This window comes from Pseudomonas sp. CK-NBRI-02, assembly GCF_008124495.1.
Lineage (GTDB): Bacteria > Pseudomonadota > Gammaproteobacteria > Pseudomonadales > Pseudomonadaceae > Aquipseudomonas > Aquipseudomonas guariconensis.
In genome coordinates, this window is record NZ_VSJH01000039.1 from 296,190 (window position 1) to 314,097 (window position 17,908).

Sequence of the window (17,908 nt, forward strand, 5' to 3'; positions counted from 1 at the left end):
CTCACTTACCTCAGTTTCAGGGTGGCAAGGCCGATCAGCACCAGAATCACGGTGATGATCCAGAATCGGACGATCACCCGCGGCTCGGGCCAACCCTTGAGTTCAAAATGGTGATGGATCGGCGCCATGCGGAACACCCGCTTGCCGGTCAACTTGAAGGAGGCCACCTGGATCACCACCGACAGGGTCTCCATGACGAACACGCCGCCCATGATGAACAGGACGATTTCCTGGCGAACGATGACGGCGATGGTGCCCAGCGCAGCGCCCAGCGCCAGCGCGCCGACGTCACCCATGAAGACCTGGGCCGGGTAGGTGTTGAACCACAGGAAGCCCAGGCCGGCACCGATCAGCGCGCCGCAGAACACGATCAGCTCACCTGCCCCCGGTACGTACGGGATCAGCAGGTATTCAGCGAACTTAACGTTGCCGGACAAGTAGCAGAAGATGCCCAGGGCGCCGCCGACCATCACGGTTGGCATGATCGCCAGGCCATCGAGGCCGTCGGTCAGGTTGACCGCGTTGCTCGAGCCGACGATGACGAAATAGGTCAGCACGATGAAGAACGCGCCCAGGGGAATGGTGAGGTCCTTGAGCATCGGCACGATCAGGGTGGTCTCGACGCTGGTCGGTGCGGTGGTGTAAAGGAACACTGCCGCGCCCAGACCGAACACTGATTGCCAGAAGTACTTCCAGCGGCTCGGCAAGCCACGGGAGTTCTTCTCGATCACCTTGCGATAGTCGTCGACCCAGCCGATGGCGCCGAACAGCATGGTCACGATCAGTACGACCCAGACGTAGCGGTTGGTCAGGTCGGCCCACAACAGTGTGCTGATGCCGATGGCAGACAGGATCAGGGCACCGCCCATGGTAGGGGTGCCGGATTTGGACAGGTGCGATTGCGGGCCGTCGTTACGGACAGCCTGACCGATCTGGCGGATCTGCAGGGTGCGGATCATCCACGGCCCGAGCCACAGCGCCAGGGACAGCGCGGTCAACACACCCAGGATCCCGCGCAGGGACAGGTACTGGAAGACCGCGAAGCCCTTGTAGAACTGTTGCAGATACTCGGCCAACAGCAGCAGCATTAATGTTTCTCCCCGCTGGGACCGCACAAGGCCGCCACGACGTTTTCCATCGCAGCGCTGCGCGAACCCTTGATCAAGATAGTGGTGTCACTGGCAGTCTCGGCGCGAACGGCATCGATCAGCTCAGCCTGGGTGGTGAAATGGCGGCCATTGGCGCCGTACGCCGCGACCGCGTGGGCCATGTTGGTACCTACCGCGTACAGGGCGTCGACCTTGCCGCGGGCGTAGTCACCCACCTGACGGTGGCCTTCTTCAGCCCATTGCCCCAGTTCGCCGATATCCCCGAGCACCAGAACGGTGCGTCCGGAAAAGCCGGCGAGTATATCAATGGCAGCGCACATCGAGGTGGGATTTGCGTTGTAGCTGTCGTCGATCACACGCACGCCGTTGGCAGCGATCTGGGCAACGGTGCGGCCTTTGACTGGCTGGACTGCCTCCAACCCGGCTGCAATGCCTTCCAGGCTCACGCCCAAGGCATGGGCAGCGGCGGCGGCGGCCAGCGCGTTGCTGACGTTGTGGGTGCCCAGCAGGTTCAGTTGCACCTTCACCGAGCCTTGCGGCCCGTTCAAGGTGAAGGACGGGCAGCCACGGGCGTCGCGCCCGATGTCGCTGGCGTGGAAATCAGCCTGAGGATTGTCCAGTGCAAAGCTGAGGATGCGGTGCTGGCCCGCGCGCTTGCGCCAGACCTCGAAGGCTTTGTCGGCCAGATTAAGGACAGCCGTGCCGCCCTCGCCCAGGCCCTCGAGGATCTCGCCCTTGGCCTCGACGATCTTCTCGGGACCGCCGAATTCGCCAACGTGGGCGGTTCCGGCGTTGTTGATGATGACGACCTGAGGCTGGGTCAGACCGACGGTATAGCGGATCTCGCCGATACGCGAGGCGCCCAGCTCGATCACCGCTGCGCTGTGCTCCGGGGAAATCTCCAGCAAGGTCAGCGGTGCGCCGAGGTCGTTGTTGAGATTGCCGCGAGTGGCAAGTACCAAGCCGCGCGTGCGCAGGATGCTGGCCAGCAGTTCCTTGACCGTGGTCTTGCCGCTGGAACCGGTGATGGCCGCGACCGGCTTGTCGAAGGCAGCGCGATTCAGGGCACCGAGCTGGCCCAGGGCGAGCCGGCTGTCGGCAACCACCAGCTGTGGCAAGTCGACGCCTTCCACTTCGCGCTCCACCAGCGCAGCCACGGCGCCCTTGGCCTTGACGTCAGCCAAATAGTCGTGACCATCGAAACGCGGCCCGGCCAGAGCGACGAACAACTGTCCGGCCCCCACGGTGCGGCTGTCGATGCTGACGCCGCTGAAGCTCGCATCGGCACCGACATGGCGTCCCGCGAGCGGCGCGACCAACTGGCTAAGTGTCATGGGCTTAAGCATGCGGAGCCTCCCAGGCTGCAAGTGCCTTCTCGGCCTCGACCAGATCGGAGAAGTCATGGCGTTCGCCATTGATCTCCTGATAATCCTCATGCCCCTTGCCAGCGAGGACGATGACATCGTCGGCGGCAGCGGTGGCGATCAGATGGGCGATGGCATCGCCTCGGCCGGCGACGAATTCGACGTCGGCCGGCTTGGCGAATCCAGGGCGAATATCATCGAAGATCCGCTGCGGGTCTTCGGTACGCGGATTGTCGTCGGTGACCAGCACGCGGTCAGCCAGGCGCTCGGCCACTTCAGCCATCAACGGACGCTTGCCGCGATCACGATCGCCACCGCAGCCAAACAGGCACAGCAGGCGACCATGGGCGTGCGGACGCAGGGCTTCGAGGACCTTTTCCAGCGCATCGGGCGTATGGGCGTAATCGACCACCACCAGCGGCTTCTCGCCACCCCCCAGGCGCTGCATGCGCCCGATAGGGCCCTGCAGCTGCGGGGTGACCTTCAGGATTTCGTCCAACGGGTAGTCCAGCGCGAGCAGGGTGGCCACCGCAGCGAGCATGTTGCTCAGGTTGAAGCGGCCCAGCAGACGACTGCGCAGCGCATGCTCGCCCTGCGGGGTCACCAGCACAGCACGCACGCCGTCGTCATCGAAGCGGGCTTGTTTGCAGAACAACGTGGCGGTCGGATCCAGCAGGCTGTAGCTGATCAGACGGGACTCGCCGTGGCTCTGGGCCAGGCGACGACCGAACTCATCGTCCAGGTTGACCACGCGGCAACGCAGGTTCGGCCAGGCGAACAGCTTGGCCTTGGCAGCCTCGTAGGCCTCCATGCTGCCGTGGTAGTCCAGGTGATCACGGGACAGGTTGGTCATCACCGCGATGTCGAATGCCAGTGCCGCGACACGGCCCTGCTCCAGGGCATGGGACGACACTTCCATGGCCACGGCCTTGGCGCCGCCATGCTTGAGGTCGTTCAAGGTCGCCTGCACAGCGATCGGATCAGGTGTGGTCAGGCGGCCGCTGCGTAGCTCGCCATAGAAACCAGTGCCCAGCGTGCCGATCAGCCCGCAGCGCTGCCCCAGGGCATCAAGGGCTTGGGCCACCAGTTGGGTAACGCTGGTCTTGCCGTTGGTGCCGGTGACACCCACCAGATCCAGCTGACGGCTTGGTTCGCCATAGAACCGCCCGGCGATTTCCGACAGTTGGCCAATCAGGCCGCGCACCGGAATCAGCGGCGCCTCGGTGATCGGCAGAACGCTCGCTCCCTGCTCTTCATAGGCCACGGCGGCGGCGCCGCGGGCCAAGGCATCGGCGATGTGCTCGCGGCCGTCGACCTTCGCCCCTGGAACAGCCAGGAACAGGTCGCCCGGCCGCACCTGGCGGCTGTCGAGCGTCAACTCGCGGATCAGTGGATCGCGGCTGGCATAGGCGAAAAGCTTGCTCAATGGCATTGTCATCAACCACGCCCTCCATTGGCGGGTACTGCGCTGGCCTGCTGGGTCGCGGGGGGCGGCAGGTTGTCTGGCGGAACGTTCATCAAGCGCAGGGTGCCCGACATCACCTTGCTGAATACAGGCGCCGAGACCAGGCCGCCGAAATAGCCACCTTTGCTCGGCTCATCGATGACCACCACGATGGCGTAGCGCGGATCGCTCATCGGACCGAATCCTGCGAACAGCGAACGGTAGGCGTTTTCGGTGTAGCCCTTGGAGCCGACAGTGGCCTTACGCGCGGTACCGGACTTACCTCCCACGTGATAGAACGGCACCTGGGCGCGGAACACACCGCGCGGAGCTTCGATAACCTGCTGCAACATGGCCTGGACGGTTTCGGCGGTGTCGGCCGGAATCGCCTGCACGGCTTCCGGCGCCTTGTCGACCTTGAGAATCGACAGCGGCACCATCTTGCCGTCGTTGGCAATCGCCGCGTAGGCATGCACCAACTGCAAGGCCGTCACCGAAACGCCATAGCCGTAGGACAGGGTGGCGGTCTCGGCCTTGCGCCATTCGCGGTGGTTGGGCAGATTGCCGACACGCTCGCCCGGGAAGCCCAGGCCGGTGTACTGCCCCAGGCCGACTTGGGACATGACCCGATAGATCGCCTCGCCACCGATGTCGAAAGCAATCTTGCTCATGCCGACGTTACTGGAGTTGATCAGGATGCCGGTCAGGTCGAGGATCGGCCCCTCGCTCTTGGACACGTCCTTGATGGTGTAGCGGCCAATCTGCAGGCTGCCCGGATACACTTCGACCTTGTCGGTGGGTTTCCAGCGGCCGCTCTGCAGGGCCGCACTCATGGAGATCGGCTTGACGGTGGAGCCCGGCTCGAACACGTCGATGATCGCCCGGTTGCGCATGGCCGCCGGGAACATGCTGCGGCGGTTGTTCGGGTTGTAGGTCGGCTGGTTGACCATCGCCAGGACCTCGCCGGTCTTGACGTCCATGATTACCAGGCTGCCGGCCTTGGCTTCCTGCTCGGCGATGGCATTGCGCAGCTCACGGGTGGCCAGGTACTGCAGGCGCAGGTCGATGGACAACGCCAAGGTCTTGCCGGCCTTGGCGTTCTTGGTGACCTGGATGTCCTTGATCAGCCGACCACGCCGATCCTTGATCACCTGGCGTTTGCCAGGCACCCCGGCGAGCCACTCGTCATAGGCCAGCTCGACCCCTTCGCGACCATGGTCGTCCAGGTCTGTGAAGCCCACCATGTGCGCGGTGACATCGCCTGCCGGATAGAAGCGGCGGAACTCTTCCATGCCGTAGACGCCCGGCACCTTGAGGTCGAGCACCTGCTGGCCCTGCTCCGGCGTCAGCCCGCGGACCAGGTAGATGAATTCTTTGTTGGCTTGCTGGGTCAGGCGCTCGGTCAGTTGCTGAGCGTTCTGCCCAAGCGCGGCAGCCAGTTGTGGCCAGCGATCACGGGCAACCTGCATTTCCTTGGGGTTGGCCCACAGGGTGGTGACCGGCGTACTGACGGCCAACGGCTCACCGTTGCGGTCGGTAATCAGGCCACGGTGCGCGGGAATAGGAATATGACGCAGGCTGCGGGCATCGCCCTGGCCCTTGAGGAAGTCACGGTCGATCACCTGAAGGTCGATGATACGCCAGGCGATGGCGCCGACCATCAGCGCCAGCAAAGCGATCACAACCCGGAAGCGCCAGGGGTAGAGTGCGCCTTCGAGCTTCATCATGGCGCCACCATCCGCACTTCGTCAGCGGCCGGCACACGCATTTTCAGTTGCTCGCTGGCCAGGTTCTCGATACGGCTGTGGGCGGTCCAAGTGCTTTGCTCGAGAATCAACCGACCCCACTCGGCCTGGGCTTTGTCACGCTCGTTAAGCTCGCCATAGAGAGTGTTGAGCAACTGACGGTTCCAGTGGGCGCTGTAAGACACGGCGATCGCCGACACCAGCACACCGATAAACAGCAGAAGCATCAGGAAGCTTCCGCCTGGCAAAGGTTTGGCAAACAGCCGGCTCACCGCAGTTTCTCCGCCACCCGCATCACGGCACTGCGTGCGCGCGGGTTGGCCTGAAGCTCTGCATCGGAGGCGAACTGCGCCTTGCCGATCAGGCGGATCCGGGGTTCGAAGACCTTGTGCTGCACCGGCAGGTTGCGCGGCAGGTTGTCTGCCTCGCCCTTGGCCAGCTTGCGCATGAACAGCTTGACGATGCGGTCCTCGAGCGAATGGAAGCTGATCACCGCCAGTCGGCCACCAACCTCCAGCGCCTCGATAGCAGCTTCAAGGCCGGTCTCGAGGTCGCCCAGTTCGTTGTTGACGTGAATACGCAGCCCCTGGAAGGCGCGGGTGGCGGGATTCTTGCCCTTTTCCCAGGCAGGGTTGGCGACCTTGAGCACTTCGGCAAGGTCACCCGTGCGAGTGAACGGCTGCTGCTCTCGGCGCTGCACGACGGCGCGCGCCATGCGCTTGGCGAAACGTTCCTCACCGTATTCTTTGAAGACCCGGGCGATTTCGTCTTCGGGGGCAGTGGCGATGAACTCGGCGGCGCTGATGCCCTGGCCGGGATTCATGCGCATGTCCAACGGGCCGTCGTTGAGGAAACTGAAGCCACGCTCGGGGTCATCCAATTGCGGCGAGGAGACGCCAAGGTCCAGCAGAATGCCGCTGACCTTGCCATCGAGGCCACGTCGCGCGACTTCGTCGCCCATCTCGGCAAAGCTGCGCTGCACAATGACAAAGCGGCCGTCTTCGGCCGCCAGCGCTTGCCCTGTCGCAATCGCTTGTGGATCTTTGTCGAAACCCAGCAACTGTCCTTGCGGCCCGAGCTTGCTGAGAATAAGGCGACTGTGCCCACCCCGCCCGAAGGTGCCATCCAGATAGCAACCGTCGGCGCGCAGGGCCAATGCCTCGACAGCCTCGTCGAGCAGCACGGTGATGTGGTTGAAGCCGCTATCTATCGTCACAGGATCAGGTCACGCAAATCATCGGGCATGGCGCCCGGTTGTTGAATAGCTGCAAGGTCGGCTGCCGAAACCGCGTTCCAGGCATCTTCATCCCACAGCTGGAATTTGTTCAGCTGCCCCACCAGCATCGCCTTCTTGTCGAGCTTGGCGTATTCGCGCAGACGGGGCGGCACCAGGAAACGACCACTGCCATCGAGCTCCAGGTCCACCGCATTGCCGATCAGCAAACGCTGCAGGCGGCGGTTTTCCTCACGCAACGACGGCAAGGCACGCAACTTGGCTTCGATCTGTTCCCACTCATCGAGGGGATAAACACACAAGCAGGGGTCTACTGCGTCAATGGTCACGATCAATTGACCATTGCAACGCGAATCGAGCTCGTCACGGTACCGACTCGGCATGGCGAGTCGGCCCTTTGCATCGAGGCTGACGGCGTTGGCTCCGCGGAACACGGCTGCGATTCCCCACTGAGGTTAGCTTTATTTGGTCAGAAAACCCACTTCATCCCACTTTCTGCCACTTGCGCACACTATAGGAATCCGTCCGCCACACCGTCAAGGCACGTTCATAAGGAAATCCCTTACAGGACGGCGATTTAGCGCAACAAAGGAAGGAGGAACGACTACCAGCGAAGAAATTTGGCGAGAAAAATCAAAGATACGCGGACAGATGCAGCGTGAAGTTAAAGTGATTTATTAAGAGTAAGAATTTTTCGGTATTACCAGGACATATCTGCTATCGATTCAAGCAGGGAGAGGAAGGTGGAGAGTCGATCTGTAAGCCGGGTTCTGTCGAGGACAGTCATTCCTCTACGACGGCCATCACTGGACGCCTTTAGCAACCTACCCGGTTCCGACGCGGGCCACGCCGTAAGGAACCCTATTTGGTCTTGCTCCGAGTGGGGTTTACCTAGCCACGAACTGTTACCAGTCGTGCGGTGCGCTCTTACCGCACCTTTTCACCCTTACCGGCACCGAAGTGCTTAGGCGGTTGTTTTCTGTGGCACTTTCCGTAGGCTCGCGCCCCCCAGGCGTTACCTGGCACTCTGCCCTATGGAGCCCGGACTTTCCTCCCCCCTCTTTTGCGGAACAAAAGAAGGCAGCGACTGTCCGATCGACTCTCCGCCGACAAGGTTAACGGCAGGCGCGCTCAAGAACAAGTGACGCACCAAAGAATATCAATTTGCCACTATTTGGCTTTCTGTTTTTCCAGGGCAAATTGATAGAGCAAGTTCTTGCGAACGCCAGTGATTTCCGCCGCCAGCGCAGCCGCGCGCTTGAGCGGCAACTCCGCCAGCAACAGGTCGAGCACCCGCTGCGCTTCGCCGCTGATGGCTTGTTCATCCTCAGGTGCGCTCCAACCACCGACCAACACCACACACTCACCGCGCTGCTGATTGCTGTCGCCCTCGACAAAGGCGCGCAACTCACCCAGCGGCAACCCCTTGAGGGTCTCGAAGGTCTTGGTCAGCTCACGCCCCAGCACTGCCGGGCGATCCGCACCGAGCACCGCTTCCATGTCCTCCAGGCATTCGAGGATGCGGTGCGGGGCTTCATAGAAAATCAGGGTCCGCGGCTCCTCCTTGACCAGCTCGAGCCGGGCCCGGCGGCCCGCCGCCTTGGCCGGCAGGAAGCCTTCGAAAATGAATCGGTCCGACGGCAGCCCCGCCGCCGACAACGCGGCGATCAATGCGCAGGCGCCGGGCACTGGCACCACCTGCACCCCTGCCGCACGCGCCTGGCGCACCAAGTGGTAGCCTGGATCGGAGATCAGCGGCGTGCCGGCATCCGATACCAAGGCCACGTCGTCTCCCGCCAGAAGCCGAGTGATGAACCGCCCGCCTTCATCTCGCTCGTTGTGTTCGTGGCAAGCTGCCAGTGGAGTGCCAATACCGAAATGCTGAAGCAGGCGCACCGAGTGACGGGTATCTTCAGCAGCGATCAGCGCCACATTCGCCAGGACCTTGAGGGCCCGGGCACTCATGTCGTCCAGATTGCCGATCGGCGTGGCGACGACATAAAGCGTGCCCATCATGGATTTCGAAGCCCCTGCAACATCAGTCACTGCGCACACCTGTCTTGTGGATCAAAGGCGCCATTGTAGCCCGAGCACCCGCAACAGCGCGCAAAGAACTTCACGGACCTGCTCCTGCAGACGACCTATAGTGAAGGATTCCACGTCAGCAACATCGCGCCCCGGCCGACGCTTGGGTACAATTGCCGGCCACCTTGATCGAGTAACAGGACTTTTACATGATCGCTTGCCTGCGGCTGTTCACAGCCCTCTGCTTCGCTGCCCTGCTGGCAGCTTGCGCCAGCTCGCCCTCATCCAGCCTGGGTGAACTGCCGCGCACCCCGGATGCCAGCATCGAGCAACTGCTCGACAAGGCAGCCACCAGCAAGTCCGCGGAAGATGCCGCGCTCCTGCGCCTTAGCGCCGCCGACCTGGCCTACAAGCAGAAGGACTACCCACGCGCCGCACGCATTCTCGAGCAGGTCCCGATGGACTCGCTCAAGCCTGCCCAACAAGTGTTCGCCAGCACCTTGGCCGCCGAGCTCGCCATGAGCCGAAACCAGCCCAAGGCGGCCCTGAGCGCCCTCTCCCATCCGAGCCTGCAACGCCTGGACGAACTGCCAAAGGACCAGCAGGCACGTACCTACAGCGTCCACGCCGCCGCCCTGGAGGCCGACGGCCAGACCCTGGCCGCCGCCCAGCAGCGTGTCCTGCTTGCCCCGCTGCTCAGCGACAAGGCCGCTGCCGCGAACGACGACGCCATCTGGGCCCTCGTCGCCTCGCTGCCGGCCGAGCAATTGCAACAGCCTGCCAGCAACGAAACCCTCGCCGGCTGGACGAGCCTGGCGCTGGCCGTCAAACGTGCTGGCACCCTGGAGCAACAACAGGCAGCCATTGATACCTGGCGCGATCAGCACCCGGATCACCCAGCCGCCAAGCAACTGCCGCAGGCCCTGGTCAAACTGAAGGAACTGGCCAGCCAGCCGCTGACCAAGATCGCCCTGTTGCTGCCTCAGGAAGGCCCACTGGCCGGCGTTGCCCGCGCCCTGCGTGACGGCTTCATGGCCGCTCACTTCCAGGCTCAGCAGTCCGGCCAACCTGCGCCGGCCGTACAGGTCTTCGACAGCTCGCGCATGACCTCGCTCGACGAGTTCTACCGCCAGGCCCAGGCCGCCGGTGTACAGCTGGTCGTCGGCCCGCTGGAAAAACCCTTGGTGAAAAAGCTCGCGGCTTACCCGCAACTGCCGATCACCACCCTGGCGCTGAACTACGCCGATGCCGGCCAGAAAGCACCGCCACAACTGTTCCAGTTCGGTCTTGCCGCCGAGGACGAAGCCCGCGAAGTCTCCCGCCGCGCCCGGGCCGACGGCATGGTTCGCGCCGTGGCACTGGTGCCAAGCGGTGAATGGGGTGACCGCGTGCTGGCCGCCTTCCGTCAGGACTGGGAGAGCCATGGCGGCACCCTGCTGGCCGCCGAACGCATCGCCCAGCCGGTCGCCCTCGCCCAGCAGATCGCCGAGCTCTTCCAACTGCGTCAGAGCGAAGGCCGCGCCAAGAGCTTGCAAAGCACTGTCGGCGGCACCATCGCCGCACAACCTTCGCGTCGCCAGGATATCGACTTCATCTTCCTCGCCTCTACTCCACAACAGGCGCAGCAGATCAAGCCGACCCTGAACTTCCAGTACGCCGGTGACGTTCCGGTCTACGCCACCTCGAACCTGTACAGCGCCAGCGGTGACGTGAACCAGTACAACGACATGAACGGCATTCGCTTCTGCGAAACCCCATGGCTGCTCGACTCCACCAACAGCTTGCGTCAGCAAGTGGTCCAGCAGTGGCCTCAGGCCGCCGGCAGCCTCGGGCGCCTGTACGCCATGGGTGTCGACGCCTACAGCCTGGCGCCGCGCCTGAACCAGCTCAAGGCCCTGCCTGACAACCGAGTCGAGGGCCTCTCCGGCAGCCTGACCATGAACCCCAGCCAGCGCGTCGAACGCCAACTGCCCTGGGCCGAGTTCTCTGGCGGCCAAGTCAAGCGCCTGCCGGATACCCCTCGCTGATGCCCGACGCATCGCCTGCCAGCGCAGGCCTGGCTGCGGAAAACCACGCCCTCGCATTTCTTCGAGGGCACGGTTTGCAGCTGCTGGCGCGCAACTGGCGATGCAAGGGCGGTGAGCTCGATCTGGTCATGCTCGACGCCGATACAGTAGTATTCGTCGAAGTCCGCTACCGGTTGCATGCGGCCTTCGGCGGAGCCGTCGGGAGCATCGACACACGCAAGCAGAAGCGACTGGCGCTAGCCGCCAACCTGTTCCTGCAGAAGGAGCCTCGCTGGGCCGATCAGCCCTGCCGCTTCGACGTTGTCGCCCTGCAGGGCAGCCACCACGCGGGCCAACCGCTGCAATGGCTGAAAAACGCCTTCGAATGCTGAACCCATTCCGATTTTTTAGCTCTATGTTTCGCGGGCTGGTTCCTGTCGCGCGTCGCGCTGGCCACCGCCCCTCTTAAGGTCACACCAGATGGACATGCAATCCCGAATTCGCCGGCTGTTCCAGGCCAGCATCGATACCAAGCAACAGGCGATGGACATCCTGGCACCTCACATCGAGCAGGCCAGCCTGGTCATGGTCAATGCCCTGCTCAACGAGGGCAAGATGCTCGCGTGCGGCAACGGCGGCTCGGCAGGCGATGCCCAGCATTTCTCCTCGGAGCTGCTCAATCGATTCGAGCGTGAACGCCCGAGCCTGCCAGCCATCGCCCTGACCACCGACAGCTCGACCCTCACGTCGATCGCCAACGATTACAGCTACAACGAGGTCTTCTCCAAGCAGATCCGTGCTCTGGGGCAGCCCGGGGATGTATTGCTGGCGATCTCTACCAGCGGCAATTCCGCCAACGTGATACAAGCGATCCAGGCTGCGCACGACCGTGAAATGATCGTCGTGGCACTGACCGGGCGCGACGGTGGAGGCATGGCCTCGCTGCTGCTGCCTGAAGACGTGGAGATTCGCGTGCCGTCGAACGTCACCGCGCGAATCCAGGAAGTCCACCTGCTGGCGATCCATTGCCTGTGCGACCTGATCGACAGCCAACTGTTCGGGAGTGAAGAATGAACCCCAAGCGCCTCGGCCTGATGGCCCTGACCCTGTGCCTGAGCATCTCGGGTTGCAGCTCGGTACTGACCTCCACCCGCAACTCGCCCATCGAGGACGATCGCGGCACTCGCACCATCGGAAGCAAGATCGATGACTCGCTGATCGAGACCAAGGTTTCGGTCAACATCGCCAAAGCCAATGCCGACCTCGACAAGGGCTCTCACATTGTCGTCAGCAGCTACAACGGCATCGTCCTGTTGGCCGGCCAGACCCCACGTGCAGACCTCAAGAGCCTGGCCGAACAAACCGCCAGCCAGGTCCAACGCGTCAAGAAGGTCCACAACGAGCTGCAGGTCATGCAGCCATCCTCGATCCTCGCCCGCAACAACGACGCCTGGCTGACCACCAAGATCAAGGCCCAGATGCTGGGCGATGCCAATGTGCCCAGCACCCGCATCAAGGTGATCACGGAGAACGGCATCGTCTATCTGCTGGGCCTGGTGACCCAAGGGGAAGCCAACGCCGCCACCAACGTGGTACAGGGCGTGTCGGGTGTGCAGAAGATCGTCAAGTTGTTCGAGTACATCGACTGACCCACCTGGCAGCGTAACACCTGACCGCGATACCAGCCCGCTCCTGCAGTGATCCCCCTGCGGAGCGGCACCCTGCCCCAAGATTCGTTCCACCCCTCGTAATCCTCAGGAAGTACCCATGAAGAAGTCCCTGCTGTCCGTCCTCGCAATCGGCGCCTTCGCCGCCCTGGCCGGCTGCTCGACCCCAAGCCAGATCACCCTCAACGATGGCCGTGAAATCCAGACCGTCGACGCACCGAAGTTCGACAGCGATGCCGGCTTCTACGAGTTCGAGCAACTGGATGGCAAGCGCACCCGCGTCAACAAGGACCAGGTCCGCAGCATTCAAGACTTGTAAGCCAAGCCCTGAAGCCAATAAAAAAGGCGATCCATCCGGATCGCCTTTTTTATTACTTGACCACCTTGAGACTGGGTCGGCCACTGGGACGTGGCGGCTGACCACCGCCCTCCGGCGGCCCATCATCATCAGGCTCGACACCCTCGTCGTCCAGCTCATCGCTGTCCAGTGGCGGCTCCAGCTCGAAGACCATGCCCTGGCCATTCTCCCGGGCATAGATACCCAAGATCGCACCCACAGGCACGAACAACGAATGCGCCACGCCGCTGAAGCGACCTTCGAAACTGACCGCATCGTTGTCCATGTGCAGGTTACGCACGGCATTAGGGGAGATGTTCAGGACGATCTGACCATCGCTGGCGAATCCCTGGGGAACCTGGACCGCTGGAAACTCAGCATTGACCAGCATGTGGGGGGTGCAATCGTTGTCGACGATCCACTCGTACAGCGCTCGAACCAGATAGGGGCGACTGGAGTTCATCAACGGCTCCTTAAAGCTTGCGCATTTCACGTTCTGCAGCGGACAGGCTCGCCTGAAAAGGCTCGCGGGCAAACTGCCGCTCCATGTAATCCAATAGCGGCTTGGCCTGCCGCGGCAATTCGATACCCAATACCGGCAACCGCCACAATATGGGCAATAGACAACAATCGACCAGGCTTTGCTCCTCACTCATGAAGCAAGGAAATTCTCCGAACAACGCAGAGACGCCGGTCAGGCTCTCGCGCAACGCTTTACGCGCATCAACGCGCGCCGCCTCCGTGCTGCGCGCATCGAGAATCGTATCGGCCAACGCGCACCAGTCACGCTGGATACGATGCATCAGCAGCCGACTGTTGCCGCGCGCCACCGGATAGACCGGCATGAGCGGCGGATGCGGATAACGCTCCTCGAGGTACTCCATTATCACGGTCGATTCGTACAGGGCCAGATCGCGGTCGACCAGGGTCGGCACGCTGGCGTAGGGGTTTACTTCGACCAGCTTGGGCGGCAGACGCGCAGGATCGACATCGACGATCTGCACACTGATGCCCTTCTCGGCGAGAACAAGGCGTACCCGGTGAGAATAATGATCAGCGGGGTCGGAATAGCAGGCTAACCGGTTGGTTGCGCCCATGTAGCGCCTCCTCGCATGGGGATGCTTTGTGAAACTCTAAATGCAAACGCGCCCTGGAGGGCTCCACCGCATCAGCGATGGAGCGCCCCAGGGCGCGTTCAACTACCAGAAACTACTGCGTGATCAGTGCACGTCCTTCCAGTACTCGCGCTTGAGCAAATAGGCGAATACGAAGAAGAAAGCCAGGTACAGCAACACATAGGTACCGATGCGCTGGCTTTCCAGTTTGACCGGGTTGGCCGAATAGGCCAGGAAGGTCACCAGGTTCTTGACCTTCTCGTCGAACTGCTCGGACGTCAGGGTACCGGATTTCGGCTCGATGGTCAGCTGGTCACAGGCCTCATGGGTCAAGGGGCTGCCGGTCAGCGGGTCAAACTGCTTCTTGCCGTCGACCACCATCTGCACCTGCTTGCAACCGATCACCTGGTTACCTTGCAGGCCAACCAGGACGTTGGGCATACCCACGTTCGGGAACACCTTGTTGTTGACCCCATAAGGACGCGACTTGTCCTCATAGAAGCTGCGCAGATAGGTGTACAGCCAGTCGGTGCCACGCACACGAGCGACCAGGGTCAGGTCGGGCGGTGCCGCACCGAACCAGGTCTTGGCATCGCTTGGCTGCATGCCGATCTTCATGTGATCGCCGATCTTGGCACCGGTGAACACCAGTTTCTCGAGCATCAGCTCGTGCGGAATGCCCAAGTCGTCGGCCACGCGCTCATAGCGCTGGAACTTGGCGCTGTGGCAGCCCATGCAATAGTTGGCGAAGGTACGCGCGCCATCCTGCATGGCGGCTTTGTCGGTCAGATCGATATCGACCTTGTCCAGCACCGGGCCGTGCTCGCTGGCGGCGAAGGACAAGGCGGGCATCATTGCCAGGAACAGTACTGCAATTAGCTTTTTCATCAGCCAGTCACCCTTTCCGGAACCGGTTTGGTCTTCTCGAGCCTTGTGTAGAACGGCATCAACAGGAAGTAGGCGAAATACAGCACGGTGCAGACCTGCGACAACAAGGTCCGACCCGGCGTAGGCGCCAGTACGCCCAGGACACCGAGAATCACGAAGGCAATGCAGAACACCAGCAGGAACACTTTGCTCAGCCAGCCCTTGTAGCGCATCGAGCGCACTGGGCTGCGGTCAAGCCAGGGCAACACGAACAGCACGGCAATGGCGGCCCCCATGGCGATCACGCCGAACAATTTGTCAGGGACAGCACGCAAGATCGCGTAGAACGGCGTGAAGTACCAGACCGGCGCGATGTGCTCAGGGGTCTTGAAGGCGTTGGCCTGCTCGAAGTTCGGTTTTTCCAGGAAGTAACCGCCCATTTCAGGGAAGAAGAACACCACCGCACAGAACACGAACAGGAACACCACCACGCCGACAATGTCCTTGACGGTGTAGTACGGGTGGAACGGGATACCGTCGAGCGGAATGCCGTTTTCATCCTTTTTCTTCTTGATGTCGACGCCGTCCGGGTTGTTCGAACCCACTTCGTGCAGCGCGAGGATGTGCAGCACCACCAGACCCAGGATCACGATCGGCAGGGCAACCACGTGCAGAGCGAAGAAGCGGTTCAGAGTAATACCCGAAATCAGGTAGTCGCCACGGATCCACTGGGTCAGGTCACCCCCGATCACCGGAATGGCACCAAACAGCGAGATGATCACCTGGGCGCCCCAGTACGACATCTGCCCCCATGGCAGCAGGTAGCCCATGAATGCCTCGGCCATGAGCGCCAGGTAGATCAGCATGCCGAACAGCCAGACCAGCTCGCGCGGCTTCTGGTAGGAGCCGTAGAGCAGGCCGCGGAACATGTGCAGGTACACAACGATGAAGAACGCCGAGGCGCCGGTCGAGTGCAGGTAGCGCAGGATCCAGCCATATTCGACGTCACGCATGATGTACTCGACCGAGGCAAATGCCTCTTCCGCCGAGGGCGTGAAGCTCATGGTCAACCACACACCGGTAACGATCTGGTTGACCAGCACCAGCAGCGCCAGGGAGCCGAAGAAGTACAAGAAGTTGAAGTTCTTGGGCGCGTAATACTTGCTCAGGTGGTCTTCCCACATCTTTGTCGCGGGGAAGCGAGCATCAATCCAGTCCATGAACTTGCTCATCATGCCTTCTCCTGATCGATGCCGATGACAATGATGTCGTCCGACTCATACGAGTGCGGAGGCACTGGCAGGTTGAGAGGTGCCGGCTGCGATTTGTAGACGCGACCAGCCAGGTCATAGTGCGAACCGTGGCAAGGGCAGAAGTAGCCCCCGACCCATTTCGGCCCCAGGTCGGCGGGCGCAACCTCGGGACGGAAGGTCGGCGAACAACCCAAGTGGGTGCACAAGCCAACAAGGACGAGGATTTCGGGCTTGATCGAGCGATTTTGCGGGTCGACATAGGTCGGCTGCACCGAAGCCTTGGATTCGGGGTCGGACAATTCCCCGGTGATTTTCTTGAGATTCCCGAGGATCTCCTCAGTCCGTCGCACGATGAACACAGGTTGCCCTCGCCACTCAGCCACCATCTGCTGACCTGGTTCGACCTTGGCGATATTGACCTTCACCGGTGCGCCGGCGGCCTTCGCCTTGGCACTGGGGAACCATGACCCCACGAACGGTACCGCAGCCCCCACTGCCCCCGCTGCGCCTACCACGGATGTGGCGGCTACGAGGAAGCGGCGCCGGCCTGCGTTGACGCCGTCATTGCTCATTCAGTCCTCTCCCATCAGCTGCTTTGGCCTGTTGGATCAGGCATCTACTTAGTTGTGTCTGTGGCACTTAAAGTTGGCCGCAATGGTAAGGAACAAGTCCACACACTGACAAGGTGATTACCCCCCAGGCGGGCTGCAACCCTCGCTTTGCTTGATCTGCGTCTATGCGGCAAGTTGTCACTGACATGCTGACAGGTTAGTTCAAGACATAAAAAAAGCCCGGCTCCATAAACGGAACCGGGCTTTTTTTCGACTGCCGAAGCGGTATTAACGCTTGGAGTACTGAGGACGCTTACGCGCTTTACGCAGACCCACTTTCTTACGCTCGACTTCACGAGCGTCGCGGGTGACGTAACCAGCACGACGCAGAGCGCCACGCAGGGATTCGTCGTAGTCCATCAGAGCGCGGGTGATACCGTGACGGATCGCACCGGCTTGACCGCTGACACCACCACCGGAAACGGTGACGTAGATGTCGAACTTCTCAACGGTCTCGGTCAGTTCCAGCGGCTGACGAACAACCATGCGAGCAGTTTCGCGACCGAAGAACACGTCCAGAGAACGGTTGTTGATGGAGATGTTACCAGTGCCCGGACGCAGGAAAACGCGAGCGGTTGCGGTCTTGCGACGGCCAGTGCCGTAATTTTGAGTCGCCGACATAATGAACTATCCCGTTAGATCTTCAGTTCTTGAGGCTGCTGAGCAGTGTGTGGGTGAGCAGCACCCGCGTACACTTTCAGCTTGCGGTACATGTCGCGACCCAGCGGGTTCTTCGGCAGCATGCCTTTGACCGCGGTCTCGATGACACGCTCAGGGGCTTTGTCGATCAGCTTCTCGAAGCTGATTTCCTTGATGCCACCTGGGAAACCGGAGTGGGAGTAGTACATCTTGTCCGAAGTTTTGGCACCAGTGACACGTACCTGCTCGGCGTTGATGACGACGATGTAGTCGCCGGTGTCAACGTGAGGGGTGTATTCTGGCTTGTGCTTGCCACGCAGACGACGAGCGATTTCGGTAGCCAGACGACCCAGGGTCTGACCAGCGGCGTCAACTACGTACCAGTCGCGCTTTACTGTTTCCGGTTTAGCAGTAAAAGTTTTCATTCTCTAAAGCCTCAGAGGCCGCCCAGCGAAAAATAGACGGCGAATCTTACTGGATAGTGCACAGCTT

At 61.7% G+C, this 17,908-nt stretch carries 20 protein-coding genes and 1 other RNA gene; 5 read left to right on the forward strand and 16 right to left on the reverse strand.

The features are described 5' to 3' along the window. Positions 1-5: 5 nt before the first annotated feature. From mraY to rsmI, 9 genes are all read right to left on the reverse strand, one after another. Positions 6-1,088, reverse strand: a complete 1,083-nt coding sequence (gene mraY / locus DQ397_RS22585) for a phospho-N-acetylmuramoyl-pentapeptide-transferase (RefSeq protein WP_043207506.1) — start codon at positions 1,086-1,088, stop codon at positions 6-8. After that, positions 1,088-2,455: a UDP-N-acetylmuramoyl-tripeptide--D-alanyl-D-alanine ligase gene (gene murF, locus DQ397_RS22590; RefSeq protein WP_043207503.1), complete on the reverse strand. Its 1,368-nt coding sequence runs from the start codon at positions 2,453-2,455 to the stop codon at positions 1,088-1,090. Before murF ends, mraY begins: the two co-directional genes overlap by 1 nt. Continuing rightward, the gene (locus DQ397_RS22595) at positions 2,448-3,911 is read right to left on the reverse strand and encodes a UDP-N-acetylmuramoyl-L-alanyl-D-glutamate--2,6-diaminopimelate ligase (protein ID WP_043207499.1); all 1,464 of its coding nucleotides are present in this window, start codon (positions 3,909-3,911) and stop codon (positions 2,448-2,450) included. Before DQ397_RS22595 ends, murF begins: the two co-directional genes overlap by 8 nt. After that, the gene (locus DQ397_RS22600) at positions 3,911-5,641 is read right to left on the reverse strand and encodes a penicillin-binding protein 2 (protein ID WP_167358096.1); all 1,731 of its coding nucleotides are present in this window, start codon (positions 5,639-5,641) and stop codon (positions 3,911-3,913) included. The genes DQ397_RS22595 and DQ397_RS22600 overlap by 1 nt, the downstream gene beginning before the upstream one ends. Then, entirely contained in the window at positions 5,641-5,934 is a 294-nt protein-coding gene (gene ftsL / locus DQ397_RS22605; protein ID WP_043207496.1) for a cell division protein FtsL, read from the reverse strand. The genes DQ397_RS22600 and ftsL overlap by 1 nt, the downstream gene beginning before the upstream one ends. Beyond that, entirely contained in the window at positions 5,931-6,878 is a 948-nt protein-coding gene (gene rsmH, locus DQ397_RS22610; protein ID WP_043207495.1) for a 16S rRNA (cytosine(1402)-N(4))-methyltransferase RsmH, read from the reverse strand. Before rsmH ends, ftsL begins: the two co-directional genes overlap by 4 nt. Next, positions 6,875-7,330 (reverse strand): division/cell wall cluster transcriptional repressor MraZ, encoded by a 456-nt coding sequence (gene mraZ / locus DQ397_RS22615; protein ID WP_011535546.1) that lies wholly within the window; start codon positions 7,328-7,330, stop codon positions 6,875-6,877. The genes rsmH and mraZ overlap by 4 nt, the downstream gene beginning before the upstream one ends. Positions 7,331-7,639: 309 nt before the next feature. Then, positions 7,640-7,999, reverse strand: an RNA gene (gene rnpB / locus DQ397_RS22620) — RNase P RNA component class A. A gap of 67 nt (positions 8,000-8,066) precedes the next feature. Continuing rightward, positions 8,067-8,909 (reverse strand): 16S rRNA (cytidine(1402)-2'-O)-methyltransferase, encoded by an 843-nt coding sequence (gene rsmI, locus DQ397_RS22625; RefSeq protein WP_178113814.1) that lies wholly within the window; start codon positions 8,907-8,909, stop codon positions 8,067-8,069. 221 nt (positions 8,910-9,130) lie between these two features. On the opposite strand from rsmI, the gene DQ397_RS22630 reads away from it, so the two are divergent. From DQ397_RS22630 to DQ397_RS22650, 5 genes are all read left to right on the forward strand, one after another. Then, the gene (locus tag DQ397_RS22630; protein ID WP_043207490.1) at positions 9,131-10,948 is read left to right on the forward strand and encodes a penicillin-binding protein activator; all 1,818 of its coding nucleotides are present in this window, start codon (positions 9,131-9,133) and stop codon (positions 10,946-10,948) included. Beyond that, a complete protein-coding gene (locus DQ397_RS22635) occupies positions 10,948-11,319 on the forward strand; it encodes a YraN family protein (protein WP_043207488.1) in 372 nt (123 codons plus the stop codon). The genes DQ397_RS22630 and DQ397_RS22635 overlap by 1 nt, the downstream gene beginning before the upstream one ends. A gap of 88 nt (positions 11,320-11,407) precedes the next feature. Next, positions 11,408-12,001 (forward strand): phosphoheptose isomerase, encoded by a 594-nt coding sequence (locus tag DQ397_RS22640; protein ID WP_043207486.1) that lies wholly within the window; start codon positions 11,408-11,410, stop codon positions 11,999-12,001. Further along, positions 11,998-12,576: a BON domain-containing protein gene (locus tag DQ397_RS22645; RefSeq protein ID WP_043207483.1), complete on the forward strand. Its 579-nt coding sequence runs from the start codon at positions 11,998-12,000 to the stop codon at positions 12,574-12,576. Before DQ397_RS22640 ends, DQ397_RS22645 begins: the two co-directional genes overlap by 4 nt. Positions 12,577-12,694: 118 nt before the next feature. Then, complete coding sequence (locus DQ397_RS22650; RefSeq protein WP_043207481.1) at positions 12,695-12,913, forward strand: YgdI/YgdR family lipoprotein; 219 nt, start codon at positions 12,695-12,697, stop codon at positions 12,911-12,913. A 52-nt stretch (positions 12,914-12,965) separates the two neighbouring features. Here DQ397_RS22650 and DQ397_RS22655 read toward each other — a convergent pair whose 3' ends face one another. The 7 genes from DQ397_RS22655 to rplM form a co-directional block, all read right to left on the reverse strand. Then, complete coding sequence (locus tag DQ397_RS22655; RefSeq protein ID WP_043207479.1) at positions 12,966-13,394, reverse strand: ClpXP protease specificity-enhancing factor; 429 nt, start codon at positions 13,392-13,394, stop codon at positions 12,966-12,968. A 10-nt stretch (positions 13,395-13,404) separates the two neighbouring features. Continuing rightward, positions 13,405-14,028 carry a glutathione S-transferase N-terminal domain-containing protein gene (locus tag DQ397_RS22660; protein ID WP_043207478.1) on the reverse strand — a complete coding sequence of 208 codons (624 nt, stop codon included), beginning with the start codon at positions 14,026-14,028 and terminating at the stop codon, positions 13,405-13,407. A 123-nt stretch (positions 14,029-14,151) separates the two neighbouring features. Beyond that, a complete protein-coding gene (locus tag DQ397_RS22665; RefSeq protein WP_043207476.1) occupies positions 14,152-14,934 on the reverse strand; it encodes a cytochrome c1 in 783 nt (260 codons plus the stop codon). After that, on the reverse strand, positions 14,934-16,145 hold the full coding sequence (locus DQ397_RS22670; protein ID WP_043207474.1) for a cytochrome bc complex cytochrome b subunit: 1,212 nt from the start codon (positions 16,143-16,145) through the stop codon (positions 14,934-14,936). Before DQ397_RS22670 ends, DQ397_RS22665 begins: the two co-directional genes overlap by 1 nt. Continuing rightward, the gene (gene petA / locus DQ397_RS22675) at positions 16,145-16,738 is read right to left on the reverse strand and encodes a ubiquinol-cytochrome c reductase iron-sulfur subunit (RefSeq protein ID WP_043207473.1); all 594 of its coding nucleotides are present in this window, start codon (positions 16,736-16,738) and stop codon (positions 16,145-16,147) included. The genes DQ397_RS22670 and petA overlap by 1 nt, the downstream gene beginning before the upstream one ends. 267 nt (positions 16,739-17,005) lie before the next feature. After that, positions 17,006-17,398 (reverse strand): 30S ribosomal protein S9, encoded by a 393-nt coding sequence (rpsI, locus tag DQ397_RS22680; RefSeq protein ID WP_043207470.1) that lies wholly within the window; start codon positions 17,396-17,398, stop codon positions 17,006-17,008. Positions 17,399-17,412: 14 nt separating this feature from the next. Beyond that, positions 17,413-17,841, reverse strand: coding sequence for a 50S ribosomal protein L13 (rplM, locus tag DQ397_RS22685; RefSeq protein WP_043207468.1), 429 nt, complete (start codon positions 17,839-17,841; stop codon positions 17,413-17,415). Between the last annotated feature and the right edge of the window lie 67 nt (positions 17,842-17,908).